The organism is Saccharicrinis fermentans DSM 9555 = JCM 21142 (assembly GCF_000517085.1).
In the GTDB taxonomy this organism is placed as follows: Bacteria; Bacteroidota; Bacteroidia; order Bacteroidales; family Marinilabiliaceae; genus Saccharicrinis; species Saccharicrinis fermentans.
The window spans coordinates 4750165-4775755 of record NZ_KI912107.1 but is presented as its reverse complement, the minus strand read 5'-3'; the positions used below and the strand labels follow the sequence as shown (position 1 = coordinate 4775755).

25 protein-coding genes are annotated in these 25591 nt (G+C 38.5%); 16 read left to right on the top strand and 9 right to left on the bottom strand.

The window, feature by feature from the left end:
- Window positions 1-12 precede the first annotated feature (12 nt).
- The 8 genes from CYTFE_RS0119610 to tssD (CYTFE_RS0119575) form a co-directional block, all read right to left on the bottom strand.
- A complete protein-coding gene (locus CYTFE_RS0119610) occupies window positions 13-3225 on the bottom strand; it encodes a M23 family metallopeptidase (protein WP_027473204.1) in 3213 nt (1070 codons plus the stop codon).
- A gap of 3 nt (window positions 3226-3228) precedes the next feature.
- Window positions 3229-3714 (bottom strand): PAAR domain-containing protein, encoded by a 486-nt coding sequence (locus CYTFE_RS0119605; protein WP_027473203.1) that lies wholly within the window; start codon window positions 3712-3714, stop codon window positions 3229-3231.
- A 64-nt stretch (window positions 3715-3778) separates the two neighbouring features.
- Window positions 3779-5629, bottom strand: coding sequence for a phage baseplate assembly protein V (locus CYTFE_RS0119600; protein ID WP_027473202.1), 1851 nt, complete (start codon window positions 5627-5629; stop codon window positions 3779-3781).
- 12 nt (window positions 5630-5641) lie between these two features.
- Complete coding sequence (locus tag CYTFE_RS0119595) at window positions 5642-7486, bottom strand: type VI secretion system baseplate subunit TssF (RefSeq protein WP_027473201.1); 1845 nt, start codon at window positions 7484-7486, stop codon at window positions 5642-5644.
- Between the two features lie 60 nt (window positions 7487-7546).
- Complete coding sequence (locus CYTFE_RS0119590; protein WP_027473200.1) at window positions 7547-7990, bottom strand: GPW/gp25 family protein; 444 nt, start codon at window positions 7988-7990, stop codon at window positions 7547-7549.
- A 12-nt stretch (window positions 7991-8002) separates the two neighbouring features.
- Window positions 8003-8476: a hypothetical protein gene (locus CYTFE_RS0119585; protein WP_027473199.1), complete on the bottom strand. Its 474-nt coding sequence runs from the start codon at window positions 8474-8476 to the stop codon at window positions 8003-8005.
- A 2-nt stretch (window positions 8477-8478) separates the two neighbouring features.
- A complete protein-coding gene (gene tssD, locus CYTFE_RS0119580) occupies window positions 8479-8928 on the bottom strand; it encodes a type VI secretion system tube protein TssD (protein WP_027473198.1) in 450 nt (149 codons plus the stop codon).
- Entirely contained in the window at window positions 8928-9347 is a 420-nt protein-coding gene (gene tssD / locus CYTFE_RS0119575; protein WP_027473197.1) for a type VI secretion system tube protein TssD, read from the bottom strand. The genes tssD (CYTFE_RS0119580) and tssD (CYTFE_RS0119575) overlap by 1 nt, the downstream gene beginning before the upstream one ends.
- A 1030-nt stretch (window positions 9348-10377) precedes the next feature.
- On the opposite strand from tssD (CYTFE_RS0119575), the gene CYTFE_RS0119570 reads away from it, so the two are divergent.
- The 15 genes from CYTFE_RS0119570 to CYTFE_RS0119495 all read left to right on the top strand — a co-directional run bounded on the left by CYTFE_RS0119570 (window position 10378) and on the right by CYTFE_RS0119495 (window position 24920).
- Complete coding sequence (locus CYTFE_RS0119570) at window positions 10378-11223, top strand: TssN family type VI secretion system protein (RefSeq protein WP_027473196.1); 846 nt, start codon at window positions 10378-10380, stop codon at window positions 11221-11223.
- A gap of 10 nt (window positions 11224-11233) precedes the next feature.
- On the top strand, window positions 11234-12391 hold the full coding sequence (locus CYTFE_RS0119565; protein ID WP_027473195.1) for a hypothetical protein: 1158 nt from the start codon (window positions 11234-11236) through the stop codon (window positions 12389-12391).
- Between the two features lie 84 nt (window positions 12392-12475).
- A complete protein-coding gene (locus CYTFE_RS0119560) occupies window positions 12476-13450 on the top strand; it encodes a type VI secretion system baseplate subunit TssG (protein WP_027473194.1) in 975 nt (324 codons plus the stop codon).
- Between the two features lie 68 nt (window positions 13451-13518).
- Window positions 13519-14022, top strand: coding sequence for a type VI secretion system TssO (locus tag CYTFE_RS0119555; RefSeq protein WP_027473193.1), 504 nt, complete (start codon window positions 13519-13521; stop codon window positions 14020-14022).
- A 12-nt stretch (window positions 14023-14034) separates the two neighbouring features.
- Entirely contained in the window at window positions 14035-14559 is a 525-nt protein-coding gene (locus tag CYTFE_RS0119550; RefSeq protein WP_027473192.1) for a type VI secretion system transmembrane protein TssO, read from the top strand.
- Between the two features lie 35 nt (window positions 14560-14594).
- A complete protein-coding gene (locus CYTFE_RS0119545; RefSeq protein WP_200871443.1) occupies window positions 14595-15473 on the top strand; it encodes a PKD domain-containing protein in 879 nt (292 codons plus the stop codon).
- Window positions 15473-17884, top strand: coding sequence for a type VI secretion system protein TssR domain-containing protein (tssR, locus tag CYTFE_RS0119540; RefSeq protein WP_044262939.1), 2412 nt, complete (start codon window positions 15473-15475; stop codon window positions 17882-17884). The genes CYTFE_RS0119545 and tssR overlap by 1 nt, the downstream gene beginning before the upstream one ends.
- 192 nt (window positions 17885-18076) lie before the next feature.
- Window positions 18077-18466, top strand: coding sequence for a type VI secretion system tube protein TssD (gene tssD / locus CYTFE_RS0119530; RefSeq protein ID WP_027473188.1), 390 nt, complete (start codon window positions 18077-18079; stop codon window positions 18464-18466).
- Window positions 18467-18544: 78 nt separating this feature from the next.
- Window positions 18545-18991, top strand: coding sequence for a hypothetical protein (locus CYTFE_RS0119525; protein ID WP_027473187.1), 447 nt, complete (start codon window positions 18545-18547; stop codon window positions 18989-18991).
- 32 nt (window positions 18992-19023) lie between these two features.
- Window positions 19024-20406, top strand: a complete 1383-nt coding sequence (locus CYTFE_RS30165) for a DUF5458 family protein (RefSeq protein ID WP_027473186.1) — start codon at window positions 19024-19026, stop codon at window positions 20404-20406.
- A 36-nt stretch (window positions 20407-20442) separates the two neighbouring features.
- Window positions 20443-22977: an ATP-dependent Clp protease ATP-binding subunit gene (locus CYTFE_RS30160; protein ID WP_044214131.1), complete on the top strand. Its 2535-nt coding sequence runs from the start codon at window positions 20443-20445 to the stop codon at window positions 22975-22977.
- Window positions 22978-22987: 10 nt separating this feature from the next.
- Complete coding sequence (gene tssD / locus CYTFE_RS0119510) at window positions 22988-23413, top strand: type VI secretion system tube protein TssD (protein WP_027473185.1); 426 nt, start codon at window positions 22988-22990, stop codon at window positions 23411-23413.
- A gap of 9 nt (window positions 23414-23422) precedes the next feature.
- The gene (gene tssD / locus CYTFE_RS0119505) at window positions 23423-23830 is read left to right on the top strand and encodes a type VI secretion system tube protein TssD (RefSeq protein ID WP_235208333.1); all 408 of its coding nucleotides are present in this window, start codon (window positions 23423-23425) and stop codon (window positions 23828-23830) included.
- Between the two features lie 5 nt (window positions 23831-23835).
- On the top strand, window positions 23836-24618 hold the full coding sequence (locus CYTFE_RS29035; protein WP_052343315.1) for a hypothetical protein: 783 nt from the start codon (window positions 23836-23838) through the stop codon (window positions 24616-24618).
- Window positions 24619-24623: 5 nt separating this feature from the next.
- Window positions 24624-24920 (top strand): hypothetical protein, encoded by a 297-nt coding sequence (locus tag CYTFE_RS0119495; RefSeq protein ID WP_027473183.1) that lies wholly within the window; start codon window positions 24624-24626, stop codon window positions 24918-24920.
- A gap of 33 nt (window positions 24921-24953) precedes the next feature.
- On the opposite strand, the gene CYTFE_RS27370 is transcribed toward CYTFE_RS0119495, so the two are convergent.
- Complete coding sequence (locus CYTFE_RS27370; protein ID WP_044214136.1) at window positions 24954-25241, bottom strand: helix-turn-helix domain-containing protein; 288 nt, start codon at window positions 25239-25241, stop codon at window positions 24954-24956.
- Window positions 25242-25310: 69 nt separating this feature from the next.
- Here CYTFE_RS27370 and CYTFE_RS27365 point away from each other — a divergent pair, with 69 nt between their 5' ends.
- Window positions 25311-25571 carry a transposase gene (locus tag CYTFE_RS27365; RefSeq protein ID WP_044262699.1) on the top strand — a complete coding sequence of 87 codons (261 nt, stop codon included), beginning with the start codon at window positions 25311-25313 and terminating at the stop codon, window positions 25569-25571.
- Window positions 25572-25591: the final 20 nt, after the last annotated feature.

The following is a 25591-nucleotide window of genomic DNA, read 5'->3' as shown; positions in this document are numbered from 1 at the left end:
TTTTATGTTTAATTATTTATTATTAAATCCTTCGCAATGTAAATGATCTTCATGTCCTGTTATATATCTACATGGTTTTTCTTTATTGGTACAATCCCATTTACTTGCATTAGCTCCATACTTGCACAATTCAACATCTGAGGTTCTAATCCTATAATAACGGAATTTAATCATTGAGTTTGCAAGCGTTCTTGTTCGTTCTCTGGAATAATTACTATTAGCTATTTTAATACCTCCATCAGCTGTTTTAAAATCAGCATTATCTAAATTGGAAATATCAACATTTATACCACCCGGATGTGAAACGCTTGGAAAACTGGTTCCATCTTTGGATGTAAATCCATTAATCTTAATATCCTCATATCCTGTATCTGCTATTGCACCTAACAAGGCTGCAAAACACTCTGGCCTTGCATAGGGTCTATTCGAAATCGATTTAAATTTAAGCACAAAATCATCCTTTGTATAAACATAATGACTACCAGTAAAATTTTCTTTAATATTTACGGCTTTAAATTTTTTATTCTTCTTTTTGTACCATATTGTTTTTTTCTTCCGATTATACGTCCCAGAACGTACCTCATAATTATTTAAATTAGCCGTTGGCTTTTTTGTTTTTCCAGATTCAAAATCTGGAACTTCTACCAATTTATATGTTCCCAATTCATGCTTACCTCCATTTTTATCATAATAAATAAAGGATACTTCTTTAGCTTTTTCAATATCCCCATTACAAATTATTTCTCCGGTGTGATATATTTCGTAATAGAAACCTCCATTTATCCTCCTCATCTGCTCCACAAAGGCCACGGGGTGGAAATGGTATACTACCGGATTGTCAATGGGAAAGGCTACCAAGTCTACTGGACTTTCATTGCTAGAATCGGTTTTACTTACCCATGATGAATCTTCAAATTTTAAATACTTACCAGTTGTTTGTTGAGTAGTAAATGCTCCTTCAACAAAATTTATAGGTTTACTTTCTAATGCTGGTATATTTATATCCTGCCAATAATAAAGCTGACATACCTTGGCTTCGAATGCATCTAAGCGCTCTGTTTTTAGTTCTTCTAATGCTTGCTTACGTGTATCATCGCTTTCCAATTTTATGCCTTCGTCAAACACCCCTGTTACCTGATTCATCAATGAGCTTAAATATTGACCTCCATAAGCCCACTCACTATGGTGCTTACATACCAGTTGCGATAATTTATGAGCCGTATAGTGGCTATTTAAAGCCCTTTGTAATTCGTATGGCTCTAATATACCATTTTCATCTTGATCAACCAACTCGCATATCTCATTGAAAAAATCTGATTTTTCGTCAAAATTATAAATATACTCTGCTCCAGCATCTTTTATTTCAAAACCAAATTTAGCCCAATCATAAGCCGAGAAACGATCGGTTAGTTCCTCTTCTTTGATCAATCCTTTATAGTTTACCGGCGCTCCATTTGCCCCTATATCTTTATGGTCGATCAACAACCACTCTTTTTCTTCATCATCATGGTAATGGGTCGCTGTTTTTGTATCTACAATAATATCAGATTCAATACTGACATCTTGATAATCAATTGGATTTAATATATTTACCTCACTTAATGGTGTATTTAAGATTAGATATGTCTTTTCTTCTGTAGGTTTTTCCTCAATGGCATTTCCATCTTCTATAAATTGAAAATACCTCGAAGTACCAAAGACAGAACCTCCAATATATTCATCATATTCATCATATTCATCAGGCAACCTTAATGGCCCCACCTGCTCTTCCTCTGGTAAGTTATAAGTTAATATTTTATCCTCAAGCTTAACTTTCTCCACCCAAAAGCGCAATCCTTTTTGAGACGGCATATAAATAACCCGCCTATAATCAGTTCCGTCAAATTCCTCAACCAATTTTACTTTATCTCCGATTTGTGCACATCCACCGATTAACTTATTAAACTCCGTTAAGCGGCTTTGATCTTCTTCGGTACTTTCAAAAGTGTAGAATCCTGATTTATAATACTTGGGTAACTGAGTATTTCTATCAGAAATAACCAGTTCAAGCTCTGCTACTTCAACTTGCTCCATAATTGAAACATAGTTAGAACAACCTGTACTTTTTACTGGCATGTTAGCAGGTAGCGAAATAGGAATAGCTATTTTCAACGCTGTTTCTGCTGATAACTTTGCGAAGTGCTTATTTTCATCTCCATCTCCTTTAGTATTGCTAATAAAATTTGTCACCTCTTTTTCGTCAGTAGCAAATACCTCAACATGCCCCCCCCTATATTGTGCACTTTTCTCGAACCCATTTAGCCCTGTAAAACCAATAATAGTCCCGGCTTTAACTTCAATACAAACACTGCATACTTTATCTGTTTCCGATTCACTTAACAAATTAAATGGCTTTTGATCTAAGCTGCTCGAATTACAATAGCCGGTAACTTCTTCGTCTCCCACTTTGGTTACTTTTAACCATCCTTTTTTACCCTGATCTTCAGCAGCAATCTCAACCTTTGTTTCTCGAGGTATTATGCGCAGTACTTTTGCACTTGACTTTGCTTCGTTCAGTAATTTAGCTCCGTAATCTCCATTTGAGCCTTCAAACATATCAGTCAAAACCTCCCCGGTATCCTGATCTACTAGCAATTGATTTTTATATTCAATAGAATAAGTTGTTCCTTCTATTTTTTCCCCTTTAGGCGTTGTGTATTCAACTTTTCTTCTTGCCTCCCCTTCATCTTCTGCAATAAAATTAAGTTTTGTTCCCTTTGCAGCAACAGCCAATAAGTTACCATTAGTATCCTTTATTTTTGCTCCTTTAGCTGTGTCGTAATCTTTTACTGTCTTTTTAACACTATACTCATAACTCTTAAAAATATCGGGTATCTTTTCACCTTTCATTTCTTCATAGCTCGACAAATGCATATATAAAGAATAAAAAGTCATCTTTTGTCCTTTAGGACTTTCATACTGGTGCTGTATTAAAACAAAACCATTGGAATACTTACTTACTTCTCCATCAATAGTTTCTTCAAAATAAGCTTTGGGCACTCTATAAGCCACAACTGTTCCATCTGCTATAGCATACAAAGGCTTATCTCCTTCAAAATGAACACCTCCGTGCCACGTGTTCATCCTCCCTATCGGATAATACCCAGTTTTATTTGAGGCTCCTTTTAAATACTTAACTTTGGTCTCATCTATTGATTTAATATCAATTGGATATGTAAATTTCATAATTTAATGACTAAATGCAACATCTGGTAAATACCCTCTAGTTCTGGCCTCTTCTCGCACTTGCTCTTGATTTTCTTCCGCTTCTCTTAGCTGCGAAGATTTACCTCTCATCATTGCACCCACCCTATCAATAATACGAATTGTTGGAAAAGGTATTTCTCGTAGTGGCAAACTGGCTTTTGCTCCCGGGGTGGCTGATCCCACCATCACGGTTGGTTCACCTACTGTGATACTACCTCCATGGGCTGTCATGCTGCCCATTGTAGCCACAGGTGTTCCATTGATAAGAACTGTGGGCTCGCCTTGCGCGACCGTGTCGGGAGGACCCACACATACACACATATCGCCCATCAGTGCCGCAGGCTTACCATTGATTAATACGTTGGGGGCACCAGGTCCTGAAACGGGTCCTCCTATATGAGGAATATACCCAGTTACCATAGGGCACACATGCATGCTGCCCACTGTTGCTATCGGTTTTCCGGCCATTTGGTTAAAATTTAAACATTGCTTATGTACTTACTTTTCTAAAACATAAATAATTATTAAATATTTACACCACTTCCACTTTTCCACTGGCTCCTTGCACAGCAGTCATCGATCCACTTACTGTTGTTTCTACTCCGCCGGTTACTGCAGCATTCTGGCTTCCTTCTACGGTTACATTTTGTCCTGTTATTGTAGTATCTGCCGTTGCTGCAACAGTTGCTGCTCCCCCACTATTCACCGTAGTATCACCATCGGACTGGATGGCCACATTGCCTTGGGCGATATTATTTAAATCGCCTTGAGCGGCGGTTTCTATATTTCCTTGTGCTCCAATGTTTATATTCTCTTCGGCGTTGATGGTGATATTTTTAGCACTGATCTCAATATTCTCGGTAGAACTGATATAAAGCGATTTGGCTTGGGTGTCGAAGGTGATGATGCTGCCTTCGGTATCGTAGATATTTATTTTTTCTTCTCCTTCGGTATCGTCCAGCTCAATGGTATGACCACTGGCGCTTACCAGCTTACTCTTGGTATCATTGGGCAACGCACCCGTGGCATTGTCGCGATGGAACAGACTACCCGTAACATAAGGCTTAGAAGGGTCGCCATGCTCAAAGGCCACCATTACCTGGTCATCGATGGCCGGGATAAACATAAGACCATGCAGATTTTCATTATTCTCCGACAAGCCAATATTCTGTGCTTGCACCCGTATCCAGTTACTACTTTGATCTTCGCTCATCCAAAGAAAACGCACCTTCACACGTCCAAGGGTGTTTGGATCCTCATTCTCCACCACGGTGGCCACTTCTGGAAGAGCCATCGGCTTTTTAATATGATCCATAGGCAAACTCTCGGTCATACCCGCCACGCCTTTGAAATAATTACAATAAATGCCATCCTGATTTATCTGATGATTGATTTCAATCACCCGGTAACGACCTAAATCAGGACCCACATCCTGCTGCAACGATTCGGGCAAACGAGTTGTTACCAATTCTCCCAGACGGATAGCACAGGTATTACTCTTGGCATTCATCACCGACATTTTTGAGTAGTTACGGCTAAATGTAGCGCGCATCTGAGCCATAATATCGTTCTCATCCACCATAAAGCGGTCGGTTGGTAATTTGGAGGCGTTGGGAAAAAATGGATCGCTTTTATCCTTTGCCACTCGCATATAACTATTTATTCCATCGATATTACTCACTGGAGCATCCTCCTTGTAGTCGTTCTCTACCGGGTCATAATCGTAAAGCTCCGTTTTCAGGTTACCCATGGATGCCGATATCTTTATTTCGCTAAGCTCCATGTCAAAGGCCGCCCTGGTATCATTTTCAATACGGGGATTACCCAATACCAATTTACGACCATCATAGTAAAACCAGTCGCCACACAAGCCAGCAAGGCGCGACATAAAGCCAAAGCTAGTCTCTTTATAACGTGCCACATAAGGTATAATAGAGGTAAACTGAGGATCACTTACCAGCTCAACTCCCACCCCACTATTTTCTATTGTTTCACTCACAATATTTCCCAAGGTATAATCTGTAAACGATCCCATAGAAGGATCCATATCCAACAACAATGTTGGGCTACCACCTTCCAACACAGCATATCCCTGATCACCATCATTTCCTCCCACATAAATATTGGTCACAAAACCTTCAAATTCGGTTAACTCACCATTTTCCCTATGCGCCAATTTAATGGTAACAGTCTCACCCAACTGCTCAAAAACAGTTTCGGGCGTTGTGGTCCACACACTAGGTTTATGAGGTTTAAAATTCACCTGTATTTTAAAACGATGGTGACCAGTCATGCTTTGATTGAGCGTAAGCGTCAAAAAGTCAACCAATTCTCCGGCCACATGGACCTCAGCATCTACTAAATTCAGTTGCGGTAATGACATAATGTTTGGTTATTAATTTTGTTGTATGATTAATTGATAGTTAAATTCTTGAGGAGAATTAGCATGCAAAGCAACCAACAAATCCTCTTTTATTTCACTTAGTTTAGTATTATTCATGGAGGTCGAAGGTTTTAGACACACATCTATGGTACGAATAATACCTTCGCCGGGCTGCTTACTAACCGCATAACCCGATTGCACAGAAATGTCAGACACCAGATCTCCGCAATGAATGGCACAAAACGACTTCACATCCTGCTTCGAATAAATAGCGCCATGCGATGTAAGTGCCAACTTATACATTTCGAGCATACCTCTGGAGTCGGGGGCTTCCTTACCTCCGCGCGAAGTTGTCAATAAAACAGACGAGCTACGATCCACATCAGACATATCTGTAAAACCAAGCAATTCAGAGGCCTTTATTCCATTACCAATGACGCCATTGGACAGCCAATAGGTAACAAAAAAACTGGTGGCCTCATAAAAGGTATCATTAAATATGATATAAGAAATGGACTCGGAATTAATGCCACTCAAATTAATTTTATTCTCCAGATGATTTAATTGTTTTAATAAATCAGAAGCATTCTCACCCAGGGTATCCTTCTCAACATTTGTAAAAGCCATACTCTCATCGCGCAACAGATCGATCAAGCGATCGAGATACTCACGTGCGTTGGCCGAGTTAAACCGTTCACAACCACCTCGTCGCAATGAATAAATATGCTGATCAACATCCTTATTATCGATTCCATACTTTTGTTCATGATAATCGTTACCATGCATATCACTCACTGAATCAATTCCTAAAAAATATTCATTGGCTTCTTTAATAAGAGGAATCACGCCAGATATTTCATCAACCTTCCGTTCACTTTTATGAATATATTTATTGGCTACCGGAAAAGCATTAATATTAATAGTTAAGCCTTGCAAAGCTTCAGCAGAAAAACCTGCCGGAAAACTTGCCTTAAGCCACACCAGTGGTTTATCAAATCCATCTAAAGCCTCTTGAGAAAACAGGTGACTAAGCTCCTTCGGAAACAAGCTACGATGCTTTTCGCTGAGGGTTTCATCATCCACCACATGCATAAACCGGTGGTTGTAAATATTCAGAATATCGCTATTCACTTGGTTATTGGCATTATACTTTTCAAGTAAGCGCGAAGCATAATCAGCCGCATCCTCATCACACAAGAAAAAACCATTTTTAAATGCAAGCTCATGTTCTCCCAGATGCCATTTTACATGGGGCAATAAGCGATAATAGTCTTCTTTATGCTCGATGTAAGGAAAGTCAAAATAAAAGGAAATATCCTTGAGCGTTTTTATCTCAGGTGCCAAGTCGAGTCCAATCCAAAGACACCCATTCGTGACGGGGTCTGTTTGGGTGCAACGAGCCACTAAATCTTTACTTAACCTACTATCCATGGCCCAACAGCCATCAGCACCCAGCAAATATGCCACATCCCCATTCACCACACGTGCAGTGTACACGGGTGTAAAAGACAAACGTTTTAGGTTATGCCGTTTCATAAAATGGGCATTTTTATAGTGGAAAGCTTGATCCACCGACAAGTCACAGGAGTCGTAAATAGCGCGCGCATGCATAATAGCATGTGCTGGACGTGCAGATAACAGCGAACTAGGAGTAAGAAAACGCGCTACTTTTTCGAGTATACGATTTTCCATATTATTTACCTCACCCGACAACTGAAAAATCTCGCTGGCCAGGGATTCAATCATCAATTTAATAATAGGGTCAAGATGATCAATATTACGTATCTCCCACAATTCCGCGGCACGTTTAAACATCCGGTTTTTGATGCTCTCTTTTGAAAAATAGTCAGGGTTCATTACAATCAATACTTAGGAAATCAGGTTTAATCAGCTAATATAATTTACTATTCATATTTTTTATTCATTGGACAAGGGACCCAGATAAAGAGAATAATTAAAGCCGCAGCGTTGATTACTCTCCGTAAGCACCCCATACACATATATGTCCACACGCTTACGAATGGTTACCGAGTCGAGTACGGTATCTTCCTGCACCACCTCTCTCACAAACACCTTTACATCCACTTCTGAAATACGTTTCTCATTAGCCTCAATAGCTTCTTGCACAAATGCCGAGAAACGCTCTTTCCATTTGGATTGCGAATACACACGTTCAAAATCAAGCTCCCAAATACGAGTGCCAAACTGGGCATTGAAAGTATGTTCTCCAGGGCTTGTCGTTAACAATAGCTCCAGATGTTGATCGATGGACTCCAACAGAGAACACCGCTCCAATTGTTCATCCTCATCATTAAATAAATTTGACAACTGCAAAGGCAGTTTGTAATACGTTTTCTCCATCAGGTTATGAATTTAGCTCTTAAAACGCCTGGACTGGGGTAACTCTTTTCCATACACTGCATAATTACCTCTATCCTTCAACTCAAAAGGATGCTTCTTGCTTATTTGATAGGCATTATATCTATTCTTACCTGGTCTCAACACACCTGTCACATCACGTATCCAATCCTCTTTATAAAGGCATATCAAGCGGTAAACACGTATTTCCCATTCTCCACTAAACACGTCTCGTACAGCCATCCAAAGTCTATGCTCACTTACACCCCTGGCCTTTGAATAACTTATCTGCAGCTGTTTCACCAGGCTCAAGTGTGCAGACAAAGCCACGCCACAAGAACGCAAAGCTAGATCCTCCATATCCCATGCATAATGGAAACCAACATCCATAGAATCATCAAGCACCACATAGCCTACCCCCTCCACCTGACCACAACGCCAGGTATTAAGTTTTATCTGTGTAAGCCAGTCCTTTAATTTACAAGCCATAACTACCGCGTCCAATTTTGCTCAAAGACTTCATTTCCCAACTTTAACACACGCGACGACAGAACTAAGGTGGTTAAACCGCCACTTCCGTGAGCCAAAATCTGCTTATAATATCTAACACATATAGCCTCTTCAAATTGAATCACCAACTGAGCTCCTTCATCGAAATTATTACTATTATTATAAAACCGAATACTTCCAGCGTATTTGGTTCCACTATTAATTATCCAATTATAAATATTTTGATCTACCGATTCATCAATGGTCAAACTAAGCTGACCTCCATACACAGCACTACAAGGTCTACACCTATCATCCAGATCCTGCTTAAACACCCAGTCCATATCATGCAGTAAATATTTTTTACCATTCACCTCCAATTCAGCCACAATAGATGCTGAACGAGAACCGGAAAAAACTTTACCTGAAAGAAGACGATCAAAAAAACCCATTATCTCCAATAATTTTTAAATTCATGATCGCCCAAAGTAATACGCTGGGCATTTATCGTTATTAAGGTAGCAGCATTGTTTATTCCCTCCGATTCATAATGAAACCGGAATTCCACCAATCTGGCTTCTTCAAAAAATATTTTCTCCACCACTTCGCTTTGAACATTATGGGTTGTGATTTCTCCGTTCTCAATATGCTGTGTATCAAACAACCAATGCATCAAAACCTCCTGAGGCAATAAAGGAATGCTTAAACGAATATTTCCTCCCTTTAATACAGAGGCTGCTTGTCCGTTTTTATTTAAGTCCTTTGATAATTCGTATTCACAATAAGTCACTTCAAAGCTATCTCTAAAAGCTCCGTCCATATTACTACGACTTTGTTTGTGCAGCTTCAGATAGGTCTTTAAATCACTCATAATTTTATTTTAACACACAAATATAAAATATTATTACAAACAATAAATGTCATAATTATATTTTAACGTAAAATTTTTAATGCTGTATCATTGTAATATTGCAGTCTTCACACTCGCACATCAGGCATCAACAGGCAATCTAAACCCATATTATATGTCCAATAAAAAATTTCAAAAATGCTTACTTAAAAACGACATTCATCAAAAAAAGTAGCCATATTTATTTTTAAAAGTTCCCCAAAATAAGAAATACCAGTGAAAAAACCTGAGTAACATAAAACTTATTGTGATGTTTTTCACAGTCATTCCTCTGGATCACCTATAAACGCTACAACACAGCGTTCAAAAAAAAATATAAAATCAAACTCCTTTCAAAGACCTTCCAAACCACCAAACATGATTCATGCCGCACATCTCTGTTCACATTTGCACAATACGCACATATTTTGCACATACCATTCACTTATCATCACAACAAATGCCCAACACATTATTACTGACATACAGTCACTATCTATTACAAAACAACTCTCCTAACGACCTGCTTTGACAACACGAACATTTCCCTTCTGCATCCAACACTCCCTCAGCATTCACACTCCCACAACACCTTCAAAAGCCACTCTACACAACTTTAAAAAAACACCACAACTCACATCTACCACCCCATGAAATGCCACAATGAACACCCATAGAAAAAGATCTCTTTCGCCTTTTTATTTAACATTGAAAACCTCCACCAACGATCCCATAGCCGATCGAAAGACTTCACAGACACACGAAGCACAACAGGCAAAGATTTGGTCATTTTAGACGTTCATGTAAAAATTAATTTTTCTTTCATTTTTCATAAACAATCAACAATTCAATATAGCCCCGAACGCCAATATATACAAACCATGGAGAATACTAATCATACATCTTACCTACATAATAGGATAAAAAATATACGAAGTACTATCAATAATTTTTATCATAGTATGTATGAAATATAAAAACAATTCACTAATTTTGTTCGGAATTTTTAACTATGAGCATTATAACATCATATATCATATATCCCCTATTGGGAATATTATTGATTGGCCTAGGCTTTCTTATTGCAAAGAAAAACAACCTTAGCAATAACAAAAAGCTAATTGCTTATCTGCTGATTTGCATTCTAGCTTTATCGTTACCAGCCTTACTTGGCTTACTCGATTATGACTTTATGCCCTATGGGTACATAGGTATCGGAGTGCTATATTTGGTATTGGGATACTACAACACGAAAATCATCACATGGCTATTCAAAGATAAGCCACCCTATTATGTAGAAGTCTCTATTTTACTTTTCACTTTATTGGGTGGTGCATTTCTATTTTCGTTGATATTTAACATGTGCAACGAGTTAGAATATGGGCTTTGGGCTTCCACTTCACTTTTAGCGTTCACTTTTCCATCAATATACATAAAAAGCGCCCAACTCTTTTTAGACATACCGGTAGAAGTATATAAAGTATGGATGTACGATAAAAGTCAGGACATTACCAATGACAACACCATTGATTACAACCAGTTAAAAGTGGTCAAGATGGAGTTATTTAAGCAGGAACACGATTCAGAACCTGTCACCATCAATGCAAAAGCACCCTACGACATGGCCTTTGGCATTTGGTTTAAACGACTATTAACAGATTACAACATAAAATCACCCCTTTCGCCCATTGACCCCAACAATGGTTCAGAAGGAACTGGATGGATATTTTATACAAAGCCGTCCTTTTTCTTACCTCGTAATTATATTGATTACGACAAAACATTTACAGGGAACAAGATTAGCGAAAGGCACACTATAATAGCCAAAAGAGTAAAAGAAAGTACAGAACAACAGTAATTTTAACCTAATGATTCGACCCCCTAAAAAACAGCTTGTCAATTGGCAGGAATGTATGAATGTGTCAGCCAAACACTTTATACAAACAGAAGATTTTTTTATTGATTCAGCCAGAGACTACGCAAGCTTAGGTCTTACCAATGCCAACTATGGGTTGCTTCCATCCACCGAAGGAAAAGACAACTCCAATGGCATTCGGATAAGTGAGCATGTAACCGGGCATATAGAGATAAAACTATTGCATTGCAATGCCATTACAGCCTCAGGTATACGTATCAACTTCAACCCCGAAGATGGAGCTTATCTCATTAAAAACTACTCACCAGAATCAGCTTCAAAAAACAAAACAGGTGCTGAAGTAAAACAATGGGATGTAATTTTAGTAAGCAATCCTTTCCAACGGATACCCACTGGCGATTTAGATCCACAGGAGACTCCGCCCAGACATCCCAATGCAGAGACGGCGTACGAGCTGCATGTAATGCCCTCAGGCGAATTAAATACCCTTGATTTTGGCTTACATCATCTGACCATTGGTCGCATACGCAAAAGCGCCGACCGTTACGAAGTAGACGGCAACTACATACCGCCTTGTACATCCATGGCCAGTCATCCCGACCTATTAGATTATTATAATCATCTAGGGCAACAGCTCAGCAGTATTGAAAAATCCTCCAGGGCGATCATATCAAAGGTACTAAATCGACAAAACGAATCCGTTTTAGCGGAAAATATACGATATGTTTGCGAAGACATGCTTCGCTATATATCATCGATCTATTTCGATTTTAGGAATAAAGGGCGATACCTGCCTCCCATCGATATTGTGAAGTATTTCTCAACTTTGGCACACGTATGCTTTGTGAGTCTCAACTTTTTAAAAAGTCATGAAAAAGAAGAGTTGCTTAAATATTTCTACGAATGGAGCGACATCACTCCGGGAACATTTGAAGAGACTCTGGCTAACACACTTGAGATATTGTATCATCACGATAAGATCAGGTCAACGATGATACAAATAGATGGTTTCATGACAAACCTGTCCGACTTATGGATCAAACTAAGTCAGCTCGATTACATAGGACAGCACAAAGAAAGCATCATCGTATCGGAGCGTATTATACAACAAGAATCATCGCAAAAATCTAAATGGAGTATCATTGATTAGGGGACATCATGAAACAAACCATAACAACACAGTATTCACACAGATAATGAATGAATCTTGGCGAGTTCCATGTGGCCATTAAAAATGAAATTTACAAACATGCAATTACATTTAAACGACATAGATAATTTGCAGGCCAACACAATTGACACTGATTTAAAGGCAGAAACAGTGGCAGCCAGACTATTAAGCCATGGGACGTCACCAGAACAGGTATACATCAATCGCAAGGGGGCCAATAAAAGAGGTGTATTAAAAGACATTTCACACATCACCATCCAGCGCGATAGAAATGATCCAAGACATGCTGCCATTGAAATCACAACACGAAGAAAAGGGATTTACGATGCCTTACCTGAGGGTGTATTTCATCAAACAGGTACAGGCGCCAAATCTAAATCCAAAGAAGCCATCTTGTCAGACATAAGAAAACGAAGAGAAGAAGAGTTTTTCAATCGTCGTTTCTTTCAACCCTTTGAAGAGGAGATAGACCGCAGCAATATCATGACTCATTTAAAAGAGTTATACTTTGACAAGAAAAACACGCATCCGGAGTTCATTGATATTTTCACAAACTATTGGCCCATACTAAAAAAACTAAACCAACGTACGGCGGCTATCTTTCTTGAAATTGTTCCTCTGGCATACCGGATACGAACAAGATATTCACAGGTAGCCAAGGCATTCAGTCTTGTATTTGAAATACCTGTACAAATAAAAAGCAATTATGAAGTACATCCCATAAAAGCCAACAAAGAAACGAGTCTGGGCTTCGCAACCCTAGGCCTCAATTTTACAACCATAGGTAATTTAAACGATAGAAATCCTGACTTGACCCTCGTCATTGGCCCCATGCCCTCGCATCGATTCTCCGATTTTCAAGGTGATGGAAAGGATGCTAAGATGCTAGAGATATTATCAGACTTATTATTTCCAGCAAACAGCAAAGTATCAACCAAATACCTTTTTAAAGAGGAAAACAATTCATTTACCTTGGGCGATAAAAATCATTCGTCATTGGGTATTAACACTTACATAGCTCAAACAATATCATCATAAGACAAAAGAATACAAATAAGAACAAACACCTTTCTTAAAGGATTTGATACCATTAAAGTTAACCTAACATGAAACCTAAAAATAACGCACAAATACGTTTCGCATATGCCCTATTTGCACTCAGCCTGGTTAGTGCAGCCTTAGTTGGGGTACTTTCAGTTTTCTTTTTTATTCGTACAGCACAGGCTGAACTTGCACTTATTGGTTCAAAGACACAAGAATATGACCGCATCAATGCCTGCCAGATAGAGATGATAGGACGCATCGATACCCTATACAATTATATGCAAATGCTCAATAGCAGTGAGAAGATCAACGATGTTCTTCTGCAAAAGACAATTAGCAATAAAAAAATGACACTACTCAATGCCTTGAATCAAATACCCGAAGATGACTCATATTTATTCAGAAAGCTAACAAAGCAGGTCAACACTTTTTTAAATGTCAACGACTCCATTAGATTACTGGCCATCGAAGAACGACTGGCCAAAGAAGAACTAACCAGATGTATAGAAGACAACAAACAGCTGGTTCGAAAACTATCCATCGGAGGTATTCAGATCAATAAATAATAAAGTGGAGAAATGAAAAAATCGAAATTAAAAGTCAAAAAACATTTAAACCGCTACGAACGGTTCATTGGACACACTTACGTGTTTTTAATGTTTGCCGCCATATTGGGTTCTTGTACATATTTCTTACTAAAACAAAACAAAGACCTGGATGTATTTACAAAAAAAATGATCACCATCAAAAAAATGAAACGCATCAAAGATTTTCAGGTGATACAAAACGATATGACACAGACCTGCGATTCGTTATATGCCCGAATCAACTCCTTTGACCCGGGTGTACAGGCCAGCTACGAAGAGAGCGATATTAAATTTCTCATCAACGACTTACGCCACATATATAGCCAAAATAGTTGGGACAGAAGACTAAAACTCTTTGAACATATTGCCAACTTCTATGATAGTTGGCTCATCGACAAAAAAGAATTATGGAGCAAGAAACAAAATATCATCACTTTTAAAAAGAACCTGGAAGAGTGTGAAATAGGCATTGATAAAAAGACTGAGATTATAAAAGCAAATTTTAGCAATAAGTAAATATGCATAAATTATCTAACATAAAAATTTTCATTGTGATAGGTATTGCTGCCATCGCAGTTCTTATCTTTTCAACAGTCATCAGATCTTGTTCCAATGAAAAAATAGTACTGGCTAAAGTTTCTCACGTACTGGTAGAAACCGACCAAGCCATATCTTTTGCCGACAGCACCAAAGGGGCACGTGAATGGCTGTGGGAATTTGGCAATGGCGATAAATTAAGCAGTGCCCGTGGCCAATACAGCTATCAGGAACCAGGAAAATACCAAATCAGACTAACCATTAACAATGAAAGAGAAAAGTATTTCCTCATAGAAGTAAAGAACCCGATTGATACGGAATCACAAAACTCGATAATAAGTATTTACGCACCATCTAAAGCCATGCAAAACGAACTAGTGATATTTAAAGGTATTGGAAATGCCGAAAAGTGGCGCTGGGAATTTGGCGAAACCGGAATGGTAGACTCCAGAGAGAAAAAAACACTCTATGCCTACTCACAACCTGGAATATATGATGTACTCTTATCCACGGAAACCACTAAATATCCTATTCGACATCAAATAGAGGTGATTGCTCAATACCAGGAAAACGATACAACAGATGTATTGTCACTGATAGGTCTGGATATCAAAGAAAACCTTCAGGCCATTGCCTTGGGAAAATCATTTAACCTACATTATAATAAAATATTAAATAAATATCTCTGCCAGGATGCCAACACCCTCGTAGTAATCAATAACAATAAATACAACGATTTCTATTCCTATTGTCAAGGTTTAAAAATTGTTGGTAAAGCCAATAAAACCATCATCGAAAATGTACTGGTTGACTTGGATAAAGAAAACAACACTTGCATTGACAAAATAACTGTCATCCAGTACGATTCAAACCAACAAATCCAAAAGCCCTAATGAAGAGGAAAAATTATACGATAAGTTTGTTCATTTTGAGCATTTGCTTTATTACTGCATGCGGGCCGGTGAACGTTTTTACTCGAATAAAAAAAACACCCAAAACGCATTCGTATAACTATTGCATTGATGAACTAAAAGCAGCTAAATCGATCATCAACAAAAAAGAATGGATCGTATACTCCGACCGTGAAAAAAACACAACCACGATGAGTCCAGGGGGGAAAATAAAGTTTAAAGACTTGGAGTTTTTAGAACCCCTATTGGTAATAGGCCATCATCGCGGCTATTTGAAGGTTCTTAAATACGACCCTGCCATTGTTAAAAACGGAAGCTTAGCAGATCGTAAAAAAGCTGAATATTACGGATGGATACATCAATCCAAATTATTACTCGACAACCAGAGTGTCACTGATATCAGATCAGGATTGAAAAAGAAATCGATACTCGCCATCGCGGATACACTAACGGTTAACAATGCGCACTTATTTTTTGAGCAGGACTCTGTAAAATTATTTAAGAACCCTAACCTGTACAACCTAACACACTTACAAGGACTTTACGACATTGTATATATAATGAAGCGTGCCACCGAAAGAAACAAGGTTCTCATTTCAAAAACGCCCTATATCAGTCCTGACAATGTAAAGACAAGTATTATCGGATGGGTGAATGATGTCCTCATACAAAACATTGGACAACAATTATTTATCAACAACTCATCTTACACAGCAAGCAAATCACCGGCCTCCAGACCAAATTCCATGCGTTACAGTCCGGTATTAATAAAAGCAAGCAACAACCCCCAGGTATACAAAACAGCATCATTATTACCTGTTATCGACCGAAGCGATAATTGCATCTTTAACGTAAATGGTAATACCATTTCCTTTAAAGATAAAATACAAATTGAGAAGGAACTTGAGCATATCAATGTATTATTTTACATAGAACCAGGTCAAAAAACCATGATACAATTACCTGCGCTCATTAATTCATTTCAGAATATGAACCCCATATTCCGTGATGCACAAAATAATTACTCTTTCCAATTCTCTTCGGTGATTGCCAACTACCAAGCTGGTAAACTAAAGATGGACACTGTCAACTTTACAGATAATATCAATGACATTATCACCCAATTGGTGCGCATAACCAAAGGCGAACCTTTGCATGCACTACCTTCTAAGCTATCATGGAAAGGCTTAGGCACCTGCATGGATATCATTGAGCAACAAAAACCAGCCACCAATCTAGTGGTTGTATTTGGCGAAAAAGGACAAAGCAACACTTGGGATGAACACCCAATAGCCCGACGAGCCGCACAAAACAATTGTCGCTTTTTGGCTTACCAGATGTTTTCTGACGAAGGCAACGACTATAACAATTTTGTTACACAGTTTACAGATCTAATTCATGCCACAGCCCAATTAATCGCAACAAAAAAACGCGAACGTATTGTCTATTCCGATCAATTACGGAAAAATAATGTATTTGAAGAAAAATCTAAAAATGCTTTCTATTTGGACTTTCCTAAACGAAGTATGACACAAGGCGGCATCTATTTTCCTGAGAAAAGCCAAACTGTAGATTTCAACCAACTCAACACATCCATCGATAGTTTTATACAGCAAATTAAAGCCGACCATCAAAACTTAGTAAAAAGTATTAACAAAGCTTTTATCACAGTAGGTAATTCCAAAGACAAATACGACGCCTCTTTTTTAACTCACTTTAATTTGACCCAAAACCATAAAATTGGTCCCAATTTCAAAAAAAGTTTCCAGAAAACATATCCCCTATGGTATCAGAATTATATCGACACCATGGCGCAAGACTCTATCATAAACTACCAATTATTACTCTCTGAAAAAGAGTTGGAAAACATAAGAACCATCGTTGACAATATAGCAGAGTTAAATGTGGACACTAGAATAAAAATAGTAGGTAAAACAAAAAAAACGAAAACGAAAAAAGCATGTGATTGCCCTGACGAGTTCTTTACCAATGAAACGCCGGTATATGAAGACCCGGAGAATCCCCCTATTACAAAATACTTATCCACACGCAAGTCACGCAAAACATTAAAAAATTTGCTATTAAGCGAAATATACACCTGCAATTATTGCAAAACCAAAACTAAACCAAAGAAACAATCACTCGCTAAAGTAAGCGAGTTAATTTTTCAAGCACCTACAAAAAGCAAAATACTAATCAATACAGATATAAAATCACTTACAAAACGGAAATTCCTTTCGTTCAAACATGTTTTAAGCGATGAGGAATTTGAAACACTGCTCGAACATTACAAAATGAAAAAGAGCATTTTAGATCGCGAAATTAATGATAAAGTAAGCTTTACTTCAGCCGGCGAAAATTATTACTGGGTAAATGCAGATTGGTTACCGTAAATATTGGAGCTTCAACAATAGTGGAAATATAAAACTAAAAACACCACACAAGCAACCATATTTTTCACCATCAAACAATACACGAGAAATAGATTATAAAAAAAACAAAAATATTATTATACAAAAAAAACAGTCAATAGCATGTACTGTAACCAAACATGCAAATATTTTAATTAACTAAATTTTTTAATTATGGCTTTTAGAGCAACCCTAAGTTTAGCAGGCAAAGAATTTGATGTGCTAGATTGTGATTACAAACTAGAAAGAGATGTTGATTCAAAAGGTAGACCAGCATCCAACATTTACGGAGGAAAAGTTCGCGTACGTGTTGAGTCAACAGAAGACACATCTATTCTTGAACAAATGGTGAATCAGTTCAAACCAATTACAGGAAGTGTAATCTTTAAAAAAGGAGATGAAGAAGCAAAAATGAAAGAATTGACTTGGGAGAATGGGTATATCATTTCTTTCGAAGAATCAATTGATGTAGTTGGGGCTCGCCCAATGTCAACTACATTTATTGTTTCGGCACAAGTTCTAAAAATTGGTGGAGCTCAATACGAGCAAAACTGGCCAAACTAGTTTTAAAAATGGATACTTACTCAGTACTTGAGTAAGTATCTTTCTTTCAATTTTTCCAAATTATTTAAAAAATACATTATGGCAATCCTTGATTATGAAATAGGCGGTAACGAAGTAAAAATAGATGGATCAGAGTCTATCGCCCAAATACCAGACAACAGAACACTGCTCATTGAAAAACTAACCGCAGAAGAACCAGCCAACCCTGAAGCAGTTGAAAAGCTAAGTACAATAGAAGATGTATTTGCGCACTTTATGCCAAATATTGATATCGAGTTTGAAAATGAGGACGGACAGCCTGTTACTGAAAATATGAAATTTTCAAACGTAGGTGATTTTAGCGTGAAAAACATGACGCAACAAAGCAAATTCATGAACAATTTGAGTCAGCAAAATAATTTCTACGAATTACTGACTAAACAATTACGTTCAAACAAAGTGCTACAAAGAGCCCTGGAAGATCCTGAAACCAAAGAGGCCTTTATCAATGCCTTGGTGCAATTAAGAAAAGAACTTGAAGACTAATTTTTATAACGCTATCATTAAAACATCATATCATGGCAGAAAATACTGCGATGGCTACTCCCGTAGCCGACACAAAGCAAGCCAAAAACGGTTCTAAAAAAGAATTGAACGCTCATTCATTAACAGATTCCATTGGCAAACTCAATAAGTTCGGTGGCTTTAACTTCTTGGAGTCATCCGTTGATGGTATTCAAAACCTAAACCCGGAACGCAAAGCTCGTAAAAAGATTTTTCTTACAGACGAACAAAAAGCCGGAGAACGCGAAGCCTTAAAAAATACCATAGACTTGTGGGTAGATTTACTAACATCCTCTGACAGCATCACTGATATGCTCGAAAAAAGTAAATCTAAGGCAGAGTCCGTATCCGCAAAACTTGCCGAAAGTCAGCTATTGGCCGTTAATACCGTCAAGGAACTGGAAAGATCGTACCGCTCTGTTATGCTATTTTACAAAAATACAGAAGCGGATAAGTTAACCAATATCACAATTGTCAATGCTGCGCCAGAGCAAATAACTGACTTGGATAATTCACGTTTTATCGACTATGTGGCCGATGAACTCAAACAAAATTACGACAAACTAGACCTAAGAATGAACTACTCTATTTTGGCTATACCAGGCTATCTGGGATCCAATAAGGTGGTTGAAAAATGGGCGAAGATTGCACATAATAATAAGGTAATGCTATTTACCGACTTTGCAGATTTAGAAAAACCAGACGATGTCGTAGAAATGTTTTTCTCCTCTAATCTTGCTGGTGGTGATACCTTTAAAGCCAACACAACCATGTGTTGTAACTGGTTGGTGGGTCGTGGCAAATATGCCGAATTAAATGAAGAAGAGGATTTACATGTTCCACCATCTGCCGCCTTGGCCGGAAAAGTATATCGCACCCTTATGTCGCAGGTTACAGCCGGTAAAAAATATGGCAGTATCAACGAAGTAGATGGTGTTACTTTCCCATTAAAGAAAAGTGAAATATCACAACTGGAAAAAATGGGTCTTATTCCAATGGTGAATGAATACGGCAAAGTGATGGCCTTCTCTGCTAAAACATTATTCAATGGCGATAATCTTGGCTTACAGACTTATTCGGTAGTAAGGGTATTTGATTATATCACAAAGGTATTGTTCGATTTCTTAAACCGTCGTTCTTTCGAGAACTGGAACTCTAAAGCAGAGCGCGACCTACGTTCTCAAATCGTTAAGTTTTTGGACGGGGTGCAAGGACCGGATCGATTAATCGAAAAATTTAAGATCGTACGCTTCGAACGTGACCCAAATCAAAAAGACCGCATCTTCCTGGATATTCATTTAACTCCTTATTTCCCTGCTAAAAGCTTTGTTATCAAACTAGACGGTATCAAAGGTGATGATGGGGCTGAATGGAACTCTGAGGTAGAACAAGCATAATATATATGAATCGTAATGATTACAAAAGCCGAATAGATGGATTTTTTGAATTTAAATGAGTCAGTCAAAACTTCGGTGCGCATTGCGCAGGGGATTGCCAGGGAGTATGGTAACAGTTGCTATACTCCCGCCCACCTCTTAAAAGCAATATTGCATCCGGAAATTGGCCTAAAGGGATTTATCCAAAGCTTGGATAAGGATATTGCTTATTTAGAAGAGTGGGCCGAGGTACGCATGGACGATGCGCCCAGAGATGGCGCTGTTTCGGAACTAACAGCCACCCCTGAAATAGCCGAAGTATTTGAAGAGGCAGATAATATCCGACTTAAATGGGGTCTGTTGGAGATAAATCCCATATGTGTACTCACGGCTTTATCTAAACCCGGCGTTGGCTTTGATGCCAACCAACTAAAATCATTCCCCATCCGCGAAAATGAGATCTATGAGCTATTTGTGCAAGATTCTCAAACCAATGCGGCTATTGGTAATATTATCAGCGACGACCAGGGCATTGAAAACCAAACCCGGGTATCCATCGCTAAATATTGCATCGACAAAACAGCTCTCGCACTGGATTTAAAAATTCACGCCACAGTACGCCGCGATAAAGAAACACGCATGATGATGGAGATACTCGGCCGTCATCGAAAACCCAACGTGCTAATTACAGGAGATTCCGGCGTAGGAAAAACAGCCTTGGTGGATGGACTGGCTTTTAATATCGCCCATAATAAAGTGCCCTCGTACCTGGAAGGTTCAACGGTATACGAGTTAGATAGCGGTGCTTTAATTGCTGGCGCCACTTATAAAGGCGAAATTGAAGACCGACTGAAAAACCTCATCAAAGAGATTAACCAAATTGACAGGGCTATCCTATTTATTGATGAGATACATGTCCTACTGGATCCTAAGCAAGGAAACTCGGGTGCTGCAGGTATTCTAAAACCGGAACTATCCAAAGGAAACCTAACGGTGATTGGCGTAACCACCATTGATGAATACCGCAAACTGGTGGAACCGGATCATGCTTTTAGCCGCCGTTTTGAAGTGCTGCAGATTGATGAGCCCGATAACCAATCGGCTGCTTTTATGCTCAAGTCGGTACTAAAACACTATACCGACTACCATAAAATTGATGTGCAACCTGAAGCTATTCACGATTGTGTGAACCTGGCTAAACGTTATGTGAAAGACCGGCGCTTACCTGACTCAGCCATCGATTTATTGGATCGTACCATGTCGGCGGTAAAGATGGTCAACGAAACAGCCCCCCAAGACATTCTAGAACTAAATAAACAAATGGCCGAAGTTGAAGAGGCTATGGAACAAACTGCGGAAGAGAGAGCGAACAAACTTCAGATGATCTACCTTTCGATGCAAAACAAATTGAGCCCGGTACTTTTGGGTGTTCTTACCCAAGAAAAGGATACCAATGAGATAGAGTCGTACGAAGAATGGTATAGCTACCTCAGCGAAGCCCTCGACAAAATGGGTGAATTTGTAAAAGATAAAATAGAGATGGTTACTGGACATGAAATCGCAGCCATCATCTCCAATAAAACAGGCATCCCTATTGGGAAAATACAATCGGGCGAAAAAGAACGCCTTATGAATATGGAAAACCTGCTTCGCCGCAGAGTGGTGGGACAGGATGAAGCGCTCAAGTCATTGGTGGATGCCATACTCGAATCACGCAGTGGTATGAATAAACCCGGACAACCCATTGGCTCATTCTTTTTGTTGGGACCAACAGGAACGGGAAAAACGGAGCTGGCCAAAGCCCTGGCCGAAATTCTTTTTAACGACGAAAAAGCCATGATTCGCTTTGATATGTCAGAGTTTAAAGAGGAACACTCGGCAGCATTATTATACGGAGCTCCTCCTGGATATGTGGGTTATGAAGAAGGGGGTATGTTGGTAAATAAAATCCGCCAACAACCCTATGCTGTGGTACTATTCGACGAGATAGAGAAAGCCCATTCCTCAGTATACGATATCTTCCTGCAGATTATGGACGAAGGTAAATTACACGACCGACTGGGCAAAGAAGGTGATTTTTCAAATGCCATCATACTTTTTACCTCTAATGTAGGAAGTCAATGGTTAATGGAACAAAAAGAAGCAGGAAAAAAACCAACCACCACCCAAATAATGGATGTAATGGGCCAATATTTCCGACCCGAATATTTAGCACGTCTCTCCGAAATTGTCCCCTTCTCTCCTATTAGCGAAGATGTTTTGCTGAAAATTTTTGATATACAATTTCAAAATATAGTGGAAGTACTCGATAAAAAAGGCATCGCCATTGAAGTCAGCGAGGCGGCTAAACGCATGTTGGCTCACAAAGGATTTACACCTAAATATGGCGCCCGGCAGGTCAATAGTATTATTCGAAACTATCTACGCCGACCTATTTCTAAGTATTTAATAAGCAATGCATTATCAAAAAATGATACAATCTCTGTCGATATCGATGAACAGGAAGAGTTAACATGGAAGATACATCCTTCCTCAACAACCAACCCTAAAGATATCTCTCAGAATAATGATGTTTTAATTACCACCCCTTAATTTATAAATTATGTTTGGACATAAATGTTTTTTGCGCATAGGCGAATTATCCGATTCCAGTATATCGGGCTTATATAGAGATAGCTACGAATTACTCAACTGCGACTTCGGTTTTTCACAAGGTGTTGATAGTAATGGCAAAGCTCAAACCGAAGTAAAAGGAGGATCTATATCTGTCACCTTCCCCAATATTCCCAAAAACGAAATGATTGAATGGATGCTTAAATCCAATAAGCTTGAAAATGGCGCCATCGTCATTTGTAACTCCGACGACGAGCCCCTGGAGAAAATATTGTTTGAAGATGCGGCTTGCATTGATATGAATATCAAATATGCCCAAAAAGGAAAAAGTTTTACTGCTACACAAATGGTTTTGCAAGCCAAAAAAATTGTAGTGGGAGAAAACACCTTAGAAAATCGTTGGAAAAACCTTTAAACCCCCTTCATGATGAATATGTTTTCACAAATAGATACCAATACCACAGTTTGGCTTACGCTCGATGGCCAGGAATATGAATTAAGTCAGTTTAATATTAACTTTGGACAAAATATTGACCAAAAAGGAGAGCCACAAAATCAAGTACGGGGTGGTCAAATGACCCTCTCATTAACACAGGCGCTTCCCGCTAACATCTACGATTGGGCCATGAAGTCAACCAGCAAAGAAGGTAGCATCGTATTTAAAATTGAATCGGGCAGTGCGCCGCTTAAAATAGAATTTACCAATGCCTTTTGCGTAAGTTTTAACCGCAATGTAAATGCCATGGGCGGTGGACTCAATACCACCATGACCATCTCTCCCGAAGAAATTTCAATAAATGGATTTAGTTTTGATAACCATTGGGTAGAATAAATATTATGCCAAAATATAAGAAAAATTATATCACAGCTGATCATTTCGAGCTTCTACAAAAAATAGGCGTTGACTACGAAGGTTTTGTGGAAGGGGTGGGTTATGTCTACAATATATACCTAGCCTTCACCCCACCCCATATGGATATTTCTGTACCACTCCGCTACGCCCCTCCCGGCATGGATCAATTTATTATAGGGTGGATGCAATGTATCGACAGCTCTGAGGAAATCATAAAAATGAGTTACGGAGATAAAGAGACAGTTGCTGTGGAGGTAGGGGAAGGTGCCCAATCGCAAGGCACTGCCAGTGTCTATATCGAAAATGATGGAGTCGGACATGCCTATCTCGAAGTAAATGGAACGGTATTTTCATACGGTCGATATAATGGGAGTTACTCACCTAGTAGTGGTGCTTTTGGACCTGTAGGAGAAGGTGTCTTGTATAAGAAAACAGGAGATGCAGCAACGAAATTTATAGCTGATAGAACTGCCCAATACCCAACCAAACAATACTCTTTTAATGTGAATACTACTGCAACCTACAACTATTTTAATAATGCATATAATGCAGGTACTTATAATACTGTGGATAGTAGGGTTATTGATACTTATTTCTTGTTAGGGAATAATTGTACTACTGGTGTTTGTGGTGGATTACAAGCTGGAGGAAGTGGAATGCCTATAATACAAACTCCTGCAGGATTTGTGAATTTCATGTATAATGTTAAGCGAATGCAAAATGGGTGGAACCCAGGCGCAGTAGTACCATGGGAACCGAAATATTAGTAATTATGAAAATTGTAAAGATACTTACAGGAGTAGTATTCTTACTGCTATTGATGCAGGGTTTTAGTTATCTGAATTTAATGGTTAGTGATAAATATGAAACTCAACCTGAAGGTTTAACGGAATTAACACCAGAGGTTAAGGAACAAGCAGCAAATAGAGCAACAGAAATACAGGAGAAAAAGGGAAGAGTAAAAATTTATTCTCTCATACTATTATCTGTTTTGGTTTGTTTGATTATAGTTTGGAGCAAGAATACAACGAAAGAAGAGAAACCAATAATAAAGGAAAGTAAAGAATGAATAAGAAAGCCCGAGCAATCGGGCTTTTTGCTTTTAAAGCGCAGCAATATTTTTATTAAAGAAATCCTTAAACTTTTTCTTGGTTAAGAAAGTCTCAATCATTTTAAAGACCATATTTTTTTCTTCCTGGTCAAGTTCCTGAATGAGCTTTATTTGCTCAACTGTGGTTTTATCCTCAATACTAACCTCTTTGGGAATATCTTCGCCTAAGTGTACCAATTCGTCAAGCGTAATATTAAAGAACGCAGCAATCTTATCAAGAGCAGCAACGGAAATCTCACGTTGTCCGTTTTCTATTTTACTGTAGTTAGAACGGTGCATACCCACTAAATCATATATTAGCCCGTAATAAAACCGAGCAGTAAAATAAATAATTAAATTTGTACTGCTATGGAAAAAAAGACACGTTTTACGACAAAAATCAAAACAGAAATTGTTCTGTCCTTGCTTCGAGGAGAAAGCATGGAGGCTGCAAGCCGTAAGTATGGAGTAACGATCGCCGATCTGAGTTTTTGGCGTGATCAGTTTGTTAAGCATGGTGCTGATGGATTTAAGCGCAAGCCCGATGATTCTAGACTAAAGGAGGCCGAACGTATGATTGGTAAGCTGCAAATGGAGTTGGAACTCACAAAAAAAAGAACGAATTGGTAGCAAAACTAAAAAGGAGATAA

What these genes read in the sequence shown, in the direction of transcription:
- CYTFE_RS0119570 (WP_027473196.1), top strand. Translation starts at nt 10,378, where the DNA reads ATGAGCATTATAACATCATATATCATATATCCCCTATTGGGAATATTA.
- CYTFE_RS0119600 (WP_027473202.1), bottom strand. Translation starts at nt 5,629, where the DNA reads ATGTCATTACCGCAACTGAATTTAGTAGATGCTGAGGTCCATGTGGCC.
- CYTFE_RS27365 (WP_044262699.1), top strand. Translation starts at nt 25,311, where the DNA reads ATGGAAAAAAAGACACGTTTTACGACAAAAATCAAAACAGAAATTGTT.
- tssD (WP_235208333.1), top strand. Translation starts at nt 23,423, where the DNA reads ATGATGAATATGTTTTCACAAATAGATACCAATACCACAGTTTGGCTT.
- CYTFE_RS30165 (WP_027473186.1), top strand. Translation starts at nt 19,024, where the DNA reads ATGGCAGAAAATACTGCGATGGCTACTCCCGTAGCCGACACAAAGCAA.
- CYTFE_RS27370 (WP_044214136.1), bottom strand. Translation starts at nt 25,241, where the DNA reads ATGCACCGTTCTAACTACAGTAAAATAGAAAACGGACAACGTGAGATT.
- CYTFE_RS0119525 (WP_027473187.1), top strand. Translation starts at nt 18,545, where the DNA reads ATGGCAATCCTTGATTATGAAATAGGCGGTAACGAAGTAAAAATAGAT.
- tssD (WP_027473197.1), bottom strand. Translation starts at nt 9,347, where the DNA reads ATGAGTGATTTAAAGACCTATCTGAAGCTGCACAAACAAAGTCGTAGT.
- CYTFE_RS0119550 (WP_027473192.1), top strand. Translation starts at nt 14,035, where the DNA reads ATGAAAAAATCGAAATTAAAAGTCAAAAAACATTTAAACCGCTACGAA.
- CYTFE_RS0119560 (WP_027473194.1), top strand. Translation starts at nt 12,476, where the DNA reads ATGAAATTTACAAACATGCAATTACATTTAAACGACATAGATAATTTG.
- tssD (WP_027473188.1), top strand. Translation starts at nt 18,077, where the DNA reads ATGGCTTTTAGAGCAACCCTAAGTTTAGCAGGCAAAGAATTTGATGTG.
- tssD (WP_027473185.1), top strand. Translation starts at nt 22,988, where the DNA reads ATGTTTGGACATAAATGTTTTTTGCGCATAGGCGAATTATCCGATTCC.
- CYTFE_RS0119590 (WP_027473200.1), bottom strand. Translation starts at nt 7,990, where the DNA reads ATGGAGAAAACGTATTACAAACTGCCTTTGCAGTTGTCAAATTTATTT.
- CYTFE_RS0119565 (WP_027473195.1), top strand. Translation starts at nt 11,234, where the DNA reads ATGATTCGACCCCCTAAAAAACAGCTTGTCAATTGGCAGGAATGTATG.
- CYTFE_RS0119495 (WP_027473183.1), top strand. Translation starts at nt 24,624, where the DNA reads ATGAAAATTGTAAAGATACTTACAGGAGTAGTATTCTTACTGCTATTG.
- CYTFE_RS0119610 (WP_027473204.1), bottom strand. Translation starts at nt 3,225, where the DNA reads ATGAAATTTACATATCCAATTGATATTAAATCAATAGATGAGACCAAA.
- CYTFE_RS29035 (WP_052343315.1), top strand. Translation starts at nt 23,836, where the DNA reads ATGCCAAAATATAAGAAAAATTATATCACAGCTGATCATTTCGAGCTT.
- CYTFE_RS0119555 (WP_027473193.1), top strand. Translation starts at nt 13,519, where the DNA reads ATGAAACCTAAAAATAACGCACAAATACGTTTCGCATATGCCCTATTT.
- CYTFE_RS0119605 (WP_027473203.1), bottom strand. Translation starts at nt 3,714, where the DNA reads ATGGCCGGAAAACCGATAGCAACAGTGGGCAGCATGCATGTGTGCCCT.
- CYTFE_RS0119595 (WP_027473201.1), bottom strand. Translation starts at nt 7,486, where the DNA reads ATGAACCCTGACTATTTTTCAAAAGAGAGCATCAAAAACCGGATGTTT.
- CYTFE_RS30160 (WP_044214131.1), top strand. Translation starts at nt 20,443, where the DNA reads ATGGATTTTTTGAATTTAAATGAGTCAGTCAAAACTTCGGTGCGCATT.
- tssR (WP_044262939.1), top strand. Translation starts at nt 15,473, where the DNA reads ATGAAGAGGAAAAATTATACGATAAGTTTGTTCATTTTGAGCATTTGC.
- tssD (WP_027473198.1), bottom strand. Translation starts at nt 8,928, where the DNA reads ATGGGTTTTTTTGATCGTCTTCTTTCAGGTAAAGTTTTTTCCGGTTCT.
- CYTFE_RS0119585 (WP_027473199.1), bottom strand. Translation starts at nt 8,476, where the DNA reads ATGGCTTGTAAATTAAAGGACTGGCTTACACAGATAAAACTTAATACC.